At 56.3% G+C, this 15,712-nt stretch carries 15 protein-coding genes; 10 read left to right on the top strand and 5 right to left on the bottom strand.

Going from position 1 to position 15,712, the window contains the following annotated elements:
* Window positions 1–4: 4 nt before the first annotated feature.
* The 10 genes from AC2FJE_RS17025 to AC2FJE_RS17070 all read left to right on the top strand — a co-directional run bounded on the left by AC2FJE_RS17025 (window position 5) and on the right by AC2FJE_RS17070 (window position 9,249).
* Window positions 5–1,333, top strand: coding sequence for a TRAP transporter large permease (locus AC2FJE_RS17025; protein WP_108860893.1), 1,329 nt, complete (start codon window positions 5–7; stop codon window positions 1,331–1,333).
* Between the two features lie 12 nt (window positions 1,334–1,345).
* Window positions 1,346–2,653, top strand: coding sequence for a histidinol dehydrogenase (gene hisD, locus AC2FJE_RS17030; protein ID WP_109312497.1), 1,308 nt, complete (start codon window positions 1,346–1,348; stop codon window positions 2,651–2,653).
* Window positions 2,646–3,407 (top strand): SDR family NAD(P)-dependent oxidoreductase, encoded by a 762-nt coding sequence (locus AC2FJE_RS17035; protein ID WP_496757397.1) that lies wholly within the window; start codon window positions 2,646–2,648, stop codon window positions 3,405–3,407. Before hisD ends, AC2FJE_RS17035 begins: the two co-directional genes overlap by 8 nt.
* Window positions 3,404–4,384, top strand: a complete 981-nt coding sequence (locus AC2FJE_RS17040) for a zinc-dependent alcohol dehydrogenase (RefSeq protein WP_472723046.1) — start codon at window positions 3,404–3,406, stop codon at window positions 4,382–4,384. The genes AC2FJE_RS17035 and AC2FJE_RS17040 overlap by 4 nt, the downstream gene beginning before the upstream one ends.
* A 23-nt stretch (window positions 4,385–4,407) precedes the next feature.
* A complete protein-coding gene (locus tag AC2FJE_RS17045; RefSeq protein WP_108860897.1) occupies window positions 4,408–4,818 on the top strand; it encodes a universal stress protein in 411 nt (136 codons plus the stop codon).
* A gap of 47 nt (window positions 4,819–4,865) precedes the next feature.
* Window positions 4,866–5,372: a sulfopyruvate decarboxylase subunit alpha gene (gene comD, locus AC2FJE_RS17050; protein WP_058275426.1), complete on the top strand. Its 507-nt coding sequence runs from the start codon at window positions 4,866–4,868 to the stop codon at window positions 5,370–5,372.
* Window positions 5,369–5,926 (top strand): sulfopyruvate decarboxylase subunit beta, encoded by a 558-nt coding sequence (comE, locus tag AC2FJE_RS17055; RefSeq protein ID WP_496757399.1) that lies wholly within the window; start codon window positions 5,369–5,371, stop codon window positions 5,924–5,926. Before comD ends, comE begins: the two co-directional genes overlap by 4 nt.
* A gap of 162 nt (window positions 5,927–6,088) precedes the next feature.
* Window positions 6,089–7,387 carry a hypothetical protein gene (locus AC2FJE_RS17060; RefSeq protein ID WP_496757401.1) on the top strand — a complete coding sequence of 433 codons (1,299 nt, stop codon included), beginning with the start codon at window positions 6,089–6,091 and terminating at the stop codon, window positions 7,385–7,387.
* Between the two features lie 15 nt (window positions 7,388–7,402).
* Window positions 7,403–8,524, top strand: a complete 1,122-nt coding sequence (locus AC2FJE_RS17065) for a cytochrome-c peroxidase (RefSeq protein WP_496696328.1) — start codon at window positions 7,403–7,405, stop codon at window positions 8,522–8,524.
* Window positions 8,524–9,249: an MbnP family protein gene (locus tag AC2FJE_RS17070; RefSeq protein WP_282169036.1), complete on the top strand. Its 726-nt coding sequence runs from the start codon at window positions 8,524–8,526 to the stop codon at window positions 9,247–9,249. The genes AC2FJE_RS17065 and AC2FJE_RS17070 overlap by 1 nt, the downstream gene beginning before the upstream one ends.
* A gap of 39 nt (window positions 9,250–9,288) precedes the next feature.
* On the opposite strand, the gene AC2FJE_RS17075 is transcribed toward AC2FJE_RS17070, so the two are convergent.
* The 5 genes from AC2FJE_RS17075 to AC2FJE_RS17095 all read right to left on the bottom strand — a co-directional run bounded on the left by AC2FJE_RS17075 (window position 9,289) and on the right by AC2FJE_RS17095 (window position 15,695).
* Entirely contained in the window at window positions 9,289–9,984 is a 696-nt protein-coding gene (locus AC2FJE_RS17075) for an outer membrane protein (protein ID WP_109312619.1), read from the bottom strand.
* Between the two features lie 105 nt (window positions 9,985–10,089).
* Window positions 10,090–11,334, bottom strand: a complete 1,245-nt coding sequence (locus tag AC2FJE_RS17080; protein WP_282169035.1) for a DUF3179 domain-containing (seleno)protein — start codon at window positions 11,332–11,334, stop codon at window positions 10,090–10,092.
* A gap of 62 nt (window positions 11,335–11,396) precedes the next feature.
* Window positions 11,397–13,064 carry a sulfatase-like hydrolase/transferase gene (locus AC2FJE_RS17085; protein WP_496761208.1) on the bottom strand — a complete coding sequence of 556 codons (1,668 nt, stop codon included), beginning with the start codon at window positions 13,062–13,064 and terminating at the stop codon, window positions 11,397–11,399.
* A 254-nt stretch (window positions 13,065–13,318) separates the two neighbouring features.
* A complete protein-coding gene (locus tag AC2FJE_RS17090) occupies window positions 13,319–14,278 on the bottom strand; it encodes a glutaminase (protein ID WP_496757404.1) in 960 nt (319 codons plus the stop codon).
* The gene (locus AC2FJE_RS17095) at window positions 14,256–15,695 is read right to left on the bottom strand and encodes an alanine/glycine:cation symporter family protein (protein WP_496757407.1); all 1,440 of its coding nucleotides are present in this window, start codon (window positions 15,693–15,695) and stop codon (window positions 14,256–14,258) included. Before AC2FJE_RS17095 ends, AC2FJE_RS17090 begins: the two co-directional genes overlap by 23 nt.
* Between the last annotated feature and the right edge of the window lie 17 nt (window positions 15,696–15,712).

The raw sequence follows: 15,712 nt of genomic DNA on the forward strand, positions 1-15,712 counted from the left end.
TGAGATGCTCTGGAACACTCTCAATCAAACCGTAGAACTGGGCTGGGATTTCTACCTGCCCGTCATTCTGTTCGTTGTTCTGATCGCCATGGCTGTTCCGGTTTGGGCGGCGATTGGTTCTGCTGCCATCGTGATGTTGGTCATGTCGGGCGATCTACCGCTGAGCCTGGTGGGCGAGAGCCTGTTTACCGGGATCGACGCCTTTGCCCTGACAGCGGTGCCGCTGTTTATCCTGACAGGTGACGTGCTGGTCCGTACCGGTTTGTCACGTAAATTCCTGGATGTGGCTGAGGCGCTGACTTGCTTCGCCAAGGGCGGGTTTGGCTCGGCCACCGTTCTGGTTTGCGGCATGTTCGCCGCCATTTCGGGTTCGGATGCCGCTGGCGCGGCCGCTGTCGGTCGCATGACCATCAACCGGCTGGTCGAAAGTGGATATCCGCGCCCCTACGCCTGCGCCTTGGTCGCGGCGGGGGCTTGTACCGGCATCCTGATCCCACCGTCGATTGCCTACATCATCATCGGTTTGGTGCTGGGGATTTCCGCGTCGACCCTGTTCCTGGCTGCCCTGATTCCCGGTCTGGCGATTCTGGTTTCGATCCTGATCACCAACATCATCATGAACCGTCTTTACGCTTATGAGGGTGGCGGCATGATGACGATGGGCGAGTGGCTGGCCAATTTGGGCAAGGCCCTGAAATCCGGCTGGTACGCCTTTATTGTGCCCGGGATTATCTTCTACGGCATCTTCTCGGGTCGCCTGACCCCAACCGAGGCGGGCGCTACTGCCGTGGTTGTCACCATCATCATGGGTTTCATCATGCGCACCCTGACACTGGCCGACTTTCCGTCGATGTTGGTCAGCTCAGCCAAGGTGAACGGGGTGATCCTGCCGATCATTGCCTTTTCGGCCCCCTTGGCCGAGGCGCTGGCGATCATGGGCGTGCCTCAGGGGTTCGTCGCCTCGATCACTTCGCTGACCGACGATCCGTACCTGCTGATCCTACTGATGATCGGTATCCTGATTGCTGCGGGCTGCGTTATGGAAACGACCCCCAACATCGTGATCCTCGCCCCGATCCTTAAACCGTTGGCCGATAACATCGGGATGAACGAAATCCAGTTCTGCATTATGATGATCACCGCGCTGGGTGTCGGGTTTATTACGCCTCCACTTGGCCTGAACCTGTTCGTCGTATCTGGCATTACGGGTGAGTCCATTCTGAAGATTGCGGCCCGTGCTATTCCATTCGTATTAACAATGCTGATCGTAGTTCTTCTGATTGCTTACGTTCCGGCGGTTTCGACCACTTTGCTTCCTGAAATCTACCAATAGGACCTACTGAAAATGCCTCGCGACTATCTGAAAAAGGCGACCCTGACAGCTCAATCTCATGCCACGGAAGTGCATGATACAGTGAAGACTATCCTTGCCGACATTGAGGCTGGCGGGGATGCCAAAGCGCTGGAATATGCGGTCAAGTTCGACAAGTTTGACGGCAACGTGTTGATGACCGCCGATGAGATCGAGGCCGCCTGCGCGCTTGTCCCCGAAAGGCTCAAGGCGGATATTCGGTTTGCTCACGACAACGTTCGCCGGTTTGCTGAAACGCAGAAATCCACGGTGTCTGACGTTGAGATGGAAATTGTCCCGGGCTTCGTCGCTGGCCAAAAGGCCATCCCTGTGGACGCGGCTGGCTGCTATGTGCCCGGCGGACGCTATAGCCATATTGCCAGCGCGATCATGACGGTCACTACGGCAAAGGTTGCCGGGTGCCGCCACATCACAGCCTGTTCGCCGCCACGTCCGGGTGAAGGCGTGGCGCCTGCGATTGTCTATGCAGCGCATATCTGCGGTGCAGACAGCATTCTGGCCATGGGCGGCGTTCAGGGCGTGGCCGCCATGACCTATGGTTTGTTCGGCCTGCCGAGCGCAAATATTCTTGTGGGCCCAGGCAATCAGTTTGTGGCCGAGGCTAAACGTATTCTCTATGGCAAAGTTGGCATCGACATGATTGCCGGGCCGACGGACAGCCTGATCCTTGCGGACGGTTCCGCAGATGCGCATGTAGTTGCCACCGATTTGGTGAGCCAGGCGGAACACGGGTACAATTCTCCGGTTTGGTTGGTGACGGATGACCGGGACCTAGCGCAAAAAGTCATGGAGCTGGTGCCAGCACTGATCGAGGATCTGCCTGAACTCAACCGGGAAAACGCCTTTGCTGCGTGGCGCGATTATGCCGAAGTCATCGTCTGTTCAGATCGTGAAGAAATGGCGGCCTGTTCGGACGACTATGCGCCCGAACACCTGACCGTTCAGGCCGAGGACCTGGATTGGTGGCTGGGTCGGTTGACCTGCTATGGATCGCTGTTCCTGGGTGAAGAAACCACAGTGTCCTACGGTGACAAGGCGACTGGTACGAACCACGTTCTGCCGACATCCGGCGCGGCCAGCTACACTGGCGGTTTGAGCGTTCACAAGTACATGAAAATCGTCACATGGCAGCGCGCTACACGCGAAGGCTCGAAATCCATTGCCGAGGCGACCGCTCGTATTTCCCGGCTGGAAGGCATGGAAGGGCATGCGCGGGCTGCAGACGTGCGCCTTGCCAAATATTTCCCTGACGAACAGTTCAACCTGACCGCCGATGAATGATCCGCGCGCGTTGTTCGATCTGACCGGGCGTGTCGCTTGCGTGACCGGCGCAAGCGCGGGCCTTGGGCGTCGTGCGGCGATTGTGTTGGCCTCAGCGGGTGCGTGCGTCGTTGGTGTCGCCCGTCGACCGGAAGCACTGGCAGATTTGCAAGCTGAAGGGGGCGACAGCGTGGCCACAGTTGTTGCCGACGTGGCCGATCGGTCGCGCATGGCATCGCTCGCCCAAGAGGTCTCAGCCAGTTTTGGCGCGCCGGACATCATTGTACATGCGGCGGGCATCAATACGCGCGAAGTGGCAGATGACGTGACCGCCGAAGGCTGGGACAAGACGCTTGAGCTGAACCTGAGCGCCCCGTTCTTCCTAAGCCAGGCATTGGTGCCTGCGATGAAAGCTCGGGGGTGGGGGCGGATCGTGAATTTCGCCTCGCTCCAGACCACGCGCGCTTTTCCGGGCGGTATTGCATACGGAGCCAGTAAGGCCGGGGTTGGGCAACTGACGCGGGCCATGGCCGAGGCTTGGTCCGCTGACGGCATCACTGCAAACGCCATCGGGCCGGGGTTTTTCCCGACCGAGCTAACGCAGGCCGTTTTCGATGACCCCGACCGGGCAAATCGTAACGCGGCGCAAACCTGCATGAACCGGAACGGGCAGATGGAGGATATCGATGGGCCGATCCTGTTCTTGTGCTCACCGGCATCCGACTACGTCACAGGGCAAGTTTTGATGGTCGATGGAGGGTTTACTGCGAAATGAAAGCGCTTGTTTATCAGGGTGTTGAGCATTTGGCCTATGAGGACGTACCAGATGCTGCGCCCGACATAGGTGAGCAATTGATCCGGGTCGAGGCCGTCGGGATTTGCGGCTCGGATATGCACGCCTATTTGGGTCACGACGCGCGCCGACCTGCACCGCTTATTCTGGGTCACGAGGCCGCAGGGACGATTGTTGGAGGTCCACGCGACGGTACGCGCGTAACGATCAATCCTTTGGTCAACTGCGGTGTCTGCCCAGCGTGTGAGGCAGGTCGGGAAAACCTATGCCCCAGCCGGCAGATCATCTCGATGCCACCGCGTGAAGGGGCTTTTGCCCAATATGTGGCCATGCCAGATGCAAATCTGGTTGAGGTGCCGGACCACGTATCATTTCAGCAGGCCGCTTTGGCTGAGCCATTGGCGGTTAGCTGGCATGCGGTTCGTTTGGGCCTTGAGGCGCTGTATCAGGGAATGGCGCGTGATGCACTGGTGATTGGCGGCGGCGCGATTGGTGTGGCGGCAGCTTTGGCACTGGCAGCAGCCGGCGTTGACGATATTGTCATCATCGAACCGAATGATATGCGGCGCGCCTATTTACAGAGTTTGGGCTCTTTTAATGTGGTCGAAGCCACGGATGATACGTTCTCATTGGTTGTTGACGCGGTAGGGTATTCTGCAACCCGCGCAGCGGCGTCCCATCACGTTCATCCGGGCGGCGTTATCGTGCATGTTGGGTTGGGTGAGGATGCTGGCGGTTTGGATATACGTCGTATGACCTTGCAGGAGATCACGTTTATCGGCACCTATACTTATACTGCCGAGGATTTCAGAAAAACCGCGCAGGCGATTTTCGATGGCCGTTTAGGCCCGTTGAACTGGATACAGGAACGGGCCTTGTCTGACGCTGCCGACGCCTTTCGCGATTTACGGAAAGGTGCCGTGGCCGCACCCAAAATCATCCTCGCACCCTGGGACTAGACCAGGCAGAAACGGAGGTATTCATGTACAAAAAAATTCTCGTCCCAATGGCGTTGGATCATGGGATTTCGCCGCACACTTTGGAAATCGCCAAGGCCTTATCGGCTGAAGGGGCCGAGATTGTGGCCCTGCATGTCTACGAGATGCCTCAGGGTTCTGTCAGTGCCTATCTCGACAAGGATGTCGTCGCCGAAGGCTTTCGCGCGGCACGCACCTTGTTGCGGGAAAAAGTTTCGGGGCTTGAAGGTGTTCAGGCCGAGATTGTCAAAGGTCACACGGCTCGCACGGTGATCGACTTTGCGACACAAAACAAATTTGACTGCATCGTCATCGGTTCGCACGAACCGGGCGTCAGCGACTATTTTCTGGGATCGACCGCCTCGCGTGTCGTCCGTCATGCGCCTTGCGCCGTGCATGTGCACCGCAGGCTTTAACCCGTCAATCGCGCCTATAGCGCCCATACAGGACTTACATATCGGACATGAACATAGACAAAAAGATCACCGACGATCTGGTGGCCAACGACATCTCATTTGTCACCACGGTTCCCTGCAAGCAATTGGCCGGCGTTATCGACGAAATCGACGCGCGTGAAGACATCTTTCACATCCCGTCGAACAAAGAGGATGAGGGCATGGGCCTGTGCGCCGGTGCCTGGATGGGCGGTAAACGCCCCGCGATAATCATGCAGAACACTGCCATCGGCGTAACCATCAACACGTTGGCAACGTTGATCCAGTACTACCGCATGCCATTGCCCATGCTGATCTCATATCGTGGAGAGCTGCGCGAACCCGTCGCCTGCCAGGTCGAGATGGCGGTGCATACCAAGGCGCTTCTGGCACAGATGAACATCCCGACCTACCACTTCCATCATCAGGCAGATGTCGAGGAGCTGGATGCGATCCTGAAATACACCTTCATGTGCAACAAGCCGGTCGCCATTCTGACCGACGCCAATTTCTGGGGAGGCTATGGCGACCAATGATCCGTTCTGAAATCCTGAAAGAAATCGCTCCGATCCTGCGAGATCAACTGGTTGTCTGCAATATCGGCATCCCCAGCCAGGAGCTGCACGCCATCGACGACCAGCCCACCAATTTCTACATGCTGGGCACAATGGGGTTGGCCTCAAGCATCGGCCTGGGTCTGGCCTTGTCTCAGCCAAAGCCGGTCATCGTAATCGACGGTGACGGGTCCATCCTGACCAACCTCGGCACCTTGCCGACCATCGCCAACAACGTGGCTGACAATTACATCTTGCTGATTGTCGATAACGGATCTTATGGGTCGACCGGGGATCAGCCGACTTACGCGGGCAAAAAGACATCGCTGGCGGCTGTGGCGCAGGCCTGTGGTTGCGAGAATGTGGTCGAGTGCCATGCCGAGGACACGGGGGCCGCATTGCAGGCTGCGCTCGACAGCGGCCAAATGACAATCATCGTCAGCAAGTGCGAAAGCGGCAATGCCAAGATGCCGGTAATCACGATGGACCCGGTTGTGATCCGCGACCGCTTTATGAAGGCCGTCCAAGCGTCCTAAAGAAGTCGACCTGCAGGTATTCAGCTTACGCCGTCCCGTTCGGGGCGGCGTTTCTTTGGTCGATTGCACTCCAATTTGATGCAGTTTCCTGAATGTGATATGACGCTACGTAAAGTGAATTTCAAAAACATTTTTAGAAGTTTCATCGCAAGGGGGAAAATTATGAAATTCAAATTGCTTGCGCAGAGTGTACTTATCGGTGCCGGGCTGTTGATGGTTGGCCTAACGCCGGCGCAGTCTCAGACCCGCGAGGAAAGTCAGGGCATGGTTCTGCTGCGCGGTCTGCCGACGTTGGATACAAATCACAGCATCGCGATTGTCGAGCTGGATCCGGAATCCGACCAGTTCGGAGAGCTACTGAGTGAAGTTGAGCAGCCCGATATTCAGCATCCATTGCATCACCTCTACTACAGCCCGAACGGGCGTCTCTATTCGACCGGGTTGGACCCGTCCTGCAGCCTGGCTGAAATTGGACTGTCCCGCGATTCCAGCGGAACGCCGGTGATTGAGGGCTTTACCTGTCTGGATACCCAAGGGCAGATTGTTGGCGAGGACATCATGTGGGCCACGTCGAACGGGCAGGAGTATATGTTCGTGACCTTCATGGGTGGCACTGGAGGCGATGATGGCGGCTCGGTCGGTGTTTTCGACACACAGACCAACGAGGTGGTCAAAATTATCGAAGCACGCAAAAGCCAAGTCGGCGAGGGTGAGCCATATATCATGTACCCACACGGGATATCTGCGTTCGACGACCGCATGGTGGTCACCTCGACGATACATCCCGATATGACGACTGGCGTAGGGAATGTGTTGACGATCATAGACCTCAACACGCTTGAACCCATCCAAAACATCGTGGTGGAAAACGAAAAGCCGTTGGACTTCCCGTCTTCACCGGTCGAGGTGCTGTTCGCACGGCCTGACATGCATGCTGACATTGAACCGGCCATTCTGGCCAATACGATGTTCGGGTTCGAGACCTGGAAAATCCCCTACGACGCCGGTTCCAAAACCTTTGGTGAAGCCGAAGTCATATATAGTGGCGTGGCCAATGAAACCGCTGTTCCGCTGGAGTTCTATGGCACTGAAGATGAGCTGTTCATCTCTCATGGATTACCGGGTGTTGTGAAGCGCTATGAACTGGCCGCACTGCCCGAGCTTGTGTCCAGCGGGCCGGACATCGTTGCCGATCCGGGTGCACATCACATGATCTTTTTCACGTCCGCTTCGGGCAGAGACCTGATCGCCGTTCAAAATAACCTGCTCAATCTGGGCAACGCGGCTGATGACGACCCAACGGATGTGGATTTTATTGCCGACCTAAACGCACACACGATCACGATCCATGATCTTGAGACGGGCGAACGTATCGCCGAGGTCAATTTCAAGGAGCGCTACAACAAAGGCGTGGACAACGTTGAAGGGCTGTTTGGTTCGGGTTTTGTGCACCACCATTAATGCTCTGGGGGCGTTATGCTTCGGGTGTTTTTGACAGCGGCCGTCGCCGTGGTGATCGCGGCGACGGCGTGGGTTTTCTGGGACCGGGCACGCAGGCCGACGGCGACGCCGATTGCTGGCTTCTCGGCGCCTTTTGTTTTCGGACGCTTTGCTGTGCCGCCGGACAACCCGCTGACGGAAGAGGCCTTTGCCCTTGGGCGCCACCTGTTCTACGACCCTATCCTGTCCGGCAACAATCAGGTGTCCTGCGCGACATGCCATATGCAGGCTCTTGCCTTCACTGATGGTCTGGCAAAGTCGCCCGCATTGTCGGGCGGAGAGCTGGAGTTCAGCTCCATGAGTTTGACCAACCTTCTTTGGGGCCAAGAGCGGTTCTTCTGGGACGGTCGCGCAACGTCGTTGGAAGCGCAGGCATTGATGCCGATTCAACACCCGGACGAGATGGATCAGGACCTAGGAGAGCTTGTCACAGAATTGCAGGCATCCCGCGACTATCGGCGGATGTTCCGCAAGGCATACGGGGAAGTCAGCGCCGAAAACGTGGCCCGGGCATTGTCTACCTTCATGCGAATGCTGATTTCGTCGGATTCAAAATACGACAGGTTTCTGCGTGGCGAAGTGCGTTTGACCGCGCAGGAAGAACACGGGCGCAAACTATTCATGGCGCATCCGGACACCAAGGTTTCATTACGTGGTGGGAACTGCATCGACTGCCACAGCCAGTTTTTGACTTCCGGGTTTCGGGACGCATTGGATGGGTTTTCAAACAATGGGCTGGATTCCGATGACGACCTGCCGGATGGCCTGATGGCCGTGACCGGCAATCCGGCGCACAAGGGCTTCTTCAAAGTGCCGACACTGCGCAACATCGCAGTAACCGCGCCCTACATGCATGATGGCCGGTTCGAGACATTGGAAGAGGTCATGGATCACTACAATGACGGGATTGTCGTCAGCGATACGCTCAGCCCTTTGATCCTTGAGGCCGACAATGCGCCAGAGGCCGGGCAGGGCACTGTGGGCCTGCGTATGACGCCCGACGAGGTGCAGTCCATCATCGCGTTCCTGAACACGCTGACGGATGAGGGTTTTCTGACAAACACACAGTTTTCCAATCCGTTCGAAGGAGACGGCTGATGCGTATTTGGATGACGGCGCTTGCGATACTGTTGTTCGTTGGCGGAGCGCTGTTCTTTGCCCTTGGTCCTCAGCGCACTACGACGATTACTTTGACCTTTCATGCGAAGATGGGTGATCATCCGTTGGTGTTTGATGAGTTCGTGTACGAAAACCCCGCCGGGCGCGGCACGTTCAGGGTTCGTGACTTCCGGCTCTACCTCAGCAACCTGACCCTCTCGCAAGATGGAGCGCTGTTTGCTGAGCCTGACAGCTATCATCTGCTCCGGTTCGACAATCCGGAAACAACCCATTCGATCAGGCTGAACGACATTCCCTTGAGCAGCATTGAGCACATCCGTTTCATGATCGGCGTAGACCCAGAAGCCAATGGCTCGATCCAAGCGCGCGGGGATCTTGATCCCAACAGTCAAATGGCATGGAATTGGGAGGTCGGCTATAAATTCGTCGTGATGGAAGGAACGCTGCGGATTGGCGAAGAGGTCTCGCCGTTGGTCTATCACGTTGGGTTTTCGGAAAACGCGCGCGAGGTCGATATCCAGTTGCCACCGGATATCGTTGTTGAGGGCGATGTGGACCTGCACATGAACGTCGATGTTGCAAAGCTATTTGACGGGCCCACGCAAGTCGACCTGCGTATGCTCTCATCAGTCAAATTCAACCGCGAAGACGCCGCCATGCTGGCCGACAACTACGCGGTCATGATCACCCCGATGTTTAAGTGACTTTGGATAGGGTAAGGTTTGAAGGGCTAAAAGAGCCCCTCAGAACCGATAAGTCGCACCAATCATGGGGCCGGACTGTTCGAACGTGAAATCGTTGCCGTCAATCTCGTGATCGAAAGAGATATAGCGATAACCGCCGCGGATCACCCACCTGTCGTTGATTTCATAATCCGCAGTCAGCAAGACCTGCCATGTTTCGCTGTCGCTGCTGAAGCCGCCGTAATCAAAAAAGCCAGTGCCGGACCACCTGTCGTTGAATGCGACGCGGGCTCGAACGCCGATGACCGGGTCTGTCCAGCTTTCATCGACACTGACGGACCGGCCCGGGGCTGCTCCGGGAAGGACGGTGAAATCGGTCTGCGTCCGAAACCAGCGGAAACCGCCGACCAGGTCCACGTAGGACGTATCTGTAGTATAAGCCCGGTAACCTACATAACCGCTGAAAAATTGCGTTGTGAGAGAGGTTTCAAGACCAGAACTTGCCGGACCGGGCGTGTCATTGCTGAAAGAGACGTCCACGTAGTTATAGTCGGCCAATAGTGACCAGCGCCCGTTCGACGCACCAAAGACGCCCATGAACGCCAGATCGAGATTTTTTAGCGCGTCAGAGAAACTCAGCGTTCCATCAACGGTGCCGCGGGCTGTTTCCTGCGTAACCTCCGTTTCAGGCATGAACAGGTATATTGTTGCCTCATAGGACCAGTCGGACTGCTGCGCCACAGCGGCAGTTGTCATTGGAATCCAGGTCGCCACGGCCCACGCAGCGGTTGTTATTGCCCTCTTAAAGACCATTTTGATCCTCCGTTTGTTCCAATTTGGCAATCTGATCTGATTGCTCACTCATTCAGCGGCTTCGCCAGACTGTTGTACGCGCGCACCGACACGGTTGATATCGGTTTCCGGAAAGAACTCGGACCAGACATGCCAGAATACACCGGCACGCAGGGTCTCGACGCGTTGCAGTTTTCCCTGATCCGACATCCCCCAGAAATCGCAGCGGGTGATTGGCTGGCCTTTGTCATTGTACCAAACGCCAAGGCTTTCGTACTTTGGGTCCAGACTGACAACCACGTCTCGTCCACCGACATTTGCGTTTACGATCCAGTCATTCTCGACCACGAAATCATCGGTCCAGCAGGCGGCATCATTGCCGATCGTGATCCCCCAGACATAGGACTTATTCGGAAGCCGGTCGTCCGATCGGTCCATATTGTCCATGACGGGCGCATCTTCCTGATGCTGGCGCGCGATCCCCCAGCCAAACGTAATTTCCGTCACCATATCCAGCAGCCGCAAAAACGGGTTCGGCGAGGGCTTGTTCAGATACACCTCGCCATCGGGAAACGCTTTTTGAAATCCGCGGAACGTCATCCGATACGTGGGCCAGGGCTGCATCTTTGCTTCGGGGCGCACAGGGCAGGCGGGCCCATCCGCGCCAGTATCGCGATCCGTCTCGCGAAACCCATAGATCTGCTGGATGGGTTCCCCGGTTTCGTTGTCCCGCAGGATCAGGTTGTTGCCGTGTTGGGCCAGAACTTCAAGATCCAGTCGGTTGCCCTCGATGCGTGGGGCATAGCCTTGCCCAAGGTTGGCCATCGCGCAAAAGGTCATGACGATATCTTCGCCACCCAGCCCGTCAGCATTGCCGGCCAAGTGGGGTCGCATGATTTGCGCATCGGGATGCGCGCGGGCGTGACCATTGTTTTCAATAACGATGACCGGCGCGGTCGGGCCGATGAATTTTTGCGCCTCGGCAATAGGAAAGAAGGCCGCAGTGTTGAGTTGGTTCCTCAGCCCCAGATGGACCCACACATAGGGAAATCCATACAAAACCAAAACTAGCAGCGCCGCAATCAGCCACAGCCAGAACGGGCCGCCGCCCAGAATGAAATGCGCAAGCGTAGCGATGGCAAATCCGCTCAACCCCACTGCGATCAGGCGGTATTCGTGCCGGATAAACCGGATCATGTTTTTGCGTTTAACCTTAAGCACCATTTGCGAAATGTCGCCAAGATCGCGGAAATAGACGAACCCGATACCCAGTGAAACGACTAAACCCAGAGCGAAAATGATGTTTCCTGCCATATGGTTATCCTATTTTCGGGTTCCAATAGGCCGCCTGCGGGAAAACTGCGGGCGGTCAGGGATTATTGCTGTGGTGCCGCGCGTTTTATGAGAAACGCGTCGACGGCTAGCTGGGTTTCGGGGCGGGTGTTTTCGATCCCCTCGTAGGGCGCGCCATATGCTGGAGGCACATCCGGGAATTTTTCCTTTCGTGCCATGTGACGACCCAAGATGCGCACAAATTCCTGGCCGCCCCATGCGCCAACCTCGGTCGAGACTGAAAATTCTTCACGAGTATCTCGATAGAGGTCAAAGAACTTGGCCGCGATCGGGTTCTTGCCCGGAGGCGGCAAGATGAGTTTGAGCTGATCCTTGACGATCGCCTCGGGTTTTTTGTCCGAATAGATGATCACGTGATCGCGACGCGATTTGGATTCATCGTCGAAAAGTAGCGCAGCGGATTGATCCACTCCGTCAATCAGGCGGTCGCGCGGTATGAACTCATCAGCACCGGCAAAGCGCGACAAGGTGGTATAAAGGTCCGAGACGTGGATGATACTGTTGAGCAGCCCGTCCGCTTCGATCATGCCGGGCCATCGGATAAAGGCGTCAACTCGTACGCCACCTTCAGTGGTGTCGGCCTTGCCGCCACGGAAGATCATCGGTGTGAACCCAGATTGCGGTGAATATTTGGTAAAATGGCCGTTGTCGCCCATTACAATAACGATGGTGTTCTCAGCCAATCCAAGCTCGTCAATCTTGGCAAAGAGATCTCCAAGCCATTGGTCAAGTAGCTGCATTTTGTCGACATAAAGGCCGCCATTTGCGCTTTTTGGTCCGGTCCGGCCGGTCCGTGTGTTGTCCAGTGGGATCATCGGCCAGTATTGCAGGAAGAACTGATCCTCGTCACCAGCCAAGCGCTCTAGTTCTTCCATGGTCTTGTCTTGGAAGGCTTGGTTCATCTCGTCATACTTGGCCGCGTTCCAACGTTCGCCGGGTTTCATCCTAATTTCGCGGATGGGACCCCCGGCCTCGCCTTCAATCACGGTCATCATGGCCGAGGCGTCGGGGCGGAACCACTTGTCGACAGTATACTTGTCGTCATAATCGTTGATGGCTACGGAAACCTGCTCCTTAATCGCGTCATCGTGGAATATGGTTAACTGCCCCTGCTGATGAATCGCATGCTGGGCATAGTCAAACCCCTGATTCATTGCCCAGCTTTCTGAAATGTCACCCATATGCCATTTGCCAACATGACTCGTGGAGTAGCCGGCCTGCTTAAGCACTTCAGCGAGTGTAATTTCGCCACCCGGCAGGCCTTCTCCGGCAATATCAACTTGTGTGTTCCCCATACCCATACGGACAGGCAGGCGTCCGGTCATTTGTGCCACGCGCGTCGGCGTGCACGATGGTTCGGTGTACATCCGAACCATCCGCATGGCCTGATCCGAGAAGTCATTAATGTTCGGTGTTTCATACCCGCGTACTGCATTCAGCTCTGGGATGCCCATATCCCCAAAGCCCAAGTCATCGATCAGCACACTGACGATATTTGGAGGGTTTCCATCGTTACCTTCCCGAAACGCAGCTAATGCTTGGTCAACGGCTGCGTCATCTTGGGCCCATTGCGATCCAAGCTGTGCCTTCAGGATATAGAATTCCGCATCGTGTTGAATTGGGTTTTCCTGCGCTTCAGCTGATAAGGCGGCAAAGCCGATCGACAACACAAAAACACACTGCAATTTCATTCTAATCTCCCCTTCAGAATGCCGACTCCACAGCGCAGGCTGTTTGTCATATTGAAACATTATTATATTTGCTGTTGAAACGCTACGCTGCAAAAGCCGAGTGGATGCTACCTCTCGATTTCTTGGGAAAGTCCGTCACACGCCGGCCGTATGCCACGTGTCTTAGCGGTTGACAGGAGGAACCCCGGAAGGTTGCGCAAAACCACGCGGAATGTACGAGCGCAGCGGCGTGAGTGAACGGCGTGTTTCGGCAGTCAAACACTTGGCCCGAACACTGACCAACCGGTTGCGCGGACCAGTTCCTGAAATGCAATGCTTGCCAGATGAGAGTTGCCTTTTGCGTCCAGTCCCGGGCTCCATGCTGTGACGGCTGCGACGCCTGGAACAATACACAGGATGCCGCCGCCGACACCGCTTTTGGCAGGAAGTCCGACGCGGAATGCAAACTCGCCCGAGGCGTCATAAGATCCACACATCATCATCAGCGCAGTCACTCTGCGGGCGCGCTGCGCGGACAGAACGGTTGAACCGTCTGCAGGGTTCTGGCCTGCGGCGGCCAAATAGCGGCCCGCAACCGCCAACTGACGACACGACATGGCGATGCTGCATTGGCGGAAATACAGCGACAGAACATCTTCGACCGGCGCTTTTAGGTTTCCCTCGGCTTTCATGAAATGCGCAAGTGCCCTGTTTCTGGACCCTGTCCGCATCTCGGAGTCTGCAACGGCTTTATCCACTTGAATGGACGCATCCTCTGCGAGCGTCCGGCAAAGGTTCAGTACATCATTGACCGCCTCATCAGAGCTTCGGTCTTCTAGCAGAACGTCGGCCACGACGATGGCGCCGGGGTTAATAAACGGGTTTCTGGGAATTCCACGTTCATGTTCGAGCTGGACGATTGAATTAAACGGATCGCCGGAAGGTTCGCGCCCCACACGTTGCCAAAGGGTCGCGCCGACATGTTGCAGGGCCTCTGTCAGCGAAAAAACCTTGGAAATGCTTTGAATGGAAAACAGCGTGTCCGCATTTCCGGCCGAAACAGGCGCGCCGTCAATGGGTGCGACAGCGATGCCGAACTGGTTCAGGTCAACACTGGCAAGTTCGGGAATATATTGGGCGACCTTCCCGCGTTCCGACATGCCGGCAACGCGATCGGCGATGTCATCCAGAATGACCTGCAATTCACCGGTTTCAATCACGCTGGGGCTCGGCATATGCCTCCTCCGTCCAGACCGAGTGATCTACACCTTTGTCAAATTCAGGGAATTTGCTTGCCACAAAGCGGGGCTCAAGATTCTGTCTGCGCTGTGTGAAATAGTCCACGGTCAGTTTGTACACCGTGCCCGACAGCAGCACGATGGCGACCAGGTTGATGGTTGCCATTACGCCCATGGCTGCATCTGCAAAATTGAACACTGTGCTGACCGCCTGCACCGCGCCCCAGACGACCATGGCAAGACAACCCAGGCGCAAGATGTAGATAGGCACTTTGCCTTCCAGCTTCAGAAACGTCATGGCGTTTTCTGCGTATGAGTAATTACCCAATATCGACGTAAAACCAAAAAACACGATTGCGATTGCGATAAAATGGCGGCCGATCTCACCCAGATGGACCGCTGCCGCATCCTGAGTTAGACGCATACCGGTGGCCCCGTCCGGTTCGATGGCGCCGGACAGCAAGATCAGCAATGCGGTCGCGGTGGCGACCAGTATCGTATCCACGAAACAGCCAAACGCCTGCACCAAACCCTGGCTCGACGGGTGGTGCGGAGCCGGTGTGGCAACAGCCGCGATATTGGGGGCCGAGCCCATGCCAGCTTCGTTTGAAAACAACCCGCGCTTGATACCATTGAGCGCTGCTGCCATCACGCCACCTGTGACGCCGCCTGCGGCTTCCTGAAGGCCAAAGGCCCCTGCAACGATAGACCACAGCATTGCAGGCACCTGTGGCAGGTTCAGGACAACGACAACACAGGCCAGCAACAGGTAAAGCCCGGCCATGAGCGGCACGACGATTTCGGCAAATCGCGCAATGGTTCGGATGCCGCCAAAGATGACCACAGCAGCGGCAGCCGCCAGCGCCAGACCAGCAATCAATTTGTTCAACCCGAACGCGCCTTCGAACGCCTCAGCGATTGAGTTGGATTGGACGGCGACAAAAACCAGGCCGAAACTGACGATCAGGCAGATCGAAAAGATCACCCCGGCCCAGGGCGCGTTCAGGGCATTGGCCATGTAAAAAGCAGGACCGCCACGGAACCGCCCGTTCGAAGACGTGACCTTGTAAAGTTGCGCCAGTGTGCTTTCAGAATAGGCCGTGGCCATCCCGACCAAGGCTACGATCCACATCCAGAAAATTGCGCCGGGGCCACCCAGGGTCAAAGCCACGGCGACACCGGCCAGGTTTCCGGTGCCAACGCGTGACGCCAGACTAACGGTCAGTGCCTGAAACGGTGTAATTCCGCGTTTGTCAGTGGATTTGGACGAGGTAAGGACGCGGATCATCTCGCCGAAATGTAGAAACTGCAGCGCACCCAGACGAATGGTGAAAAATATGCCGACGCCGAGCAACCCGTAGATCAGGACGTAGTTCCAAAGAATAGAGTTAATGCCGTTAACAATTGCTTCCATCGTCCGCCTCCTGAGAA

This window comes from Ruegeria sp. CDSC002, assembly GCF_059610905.1.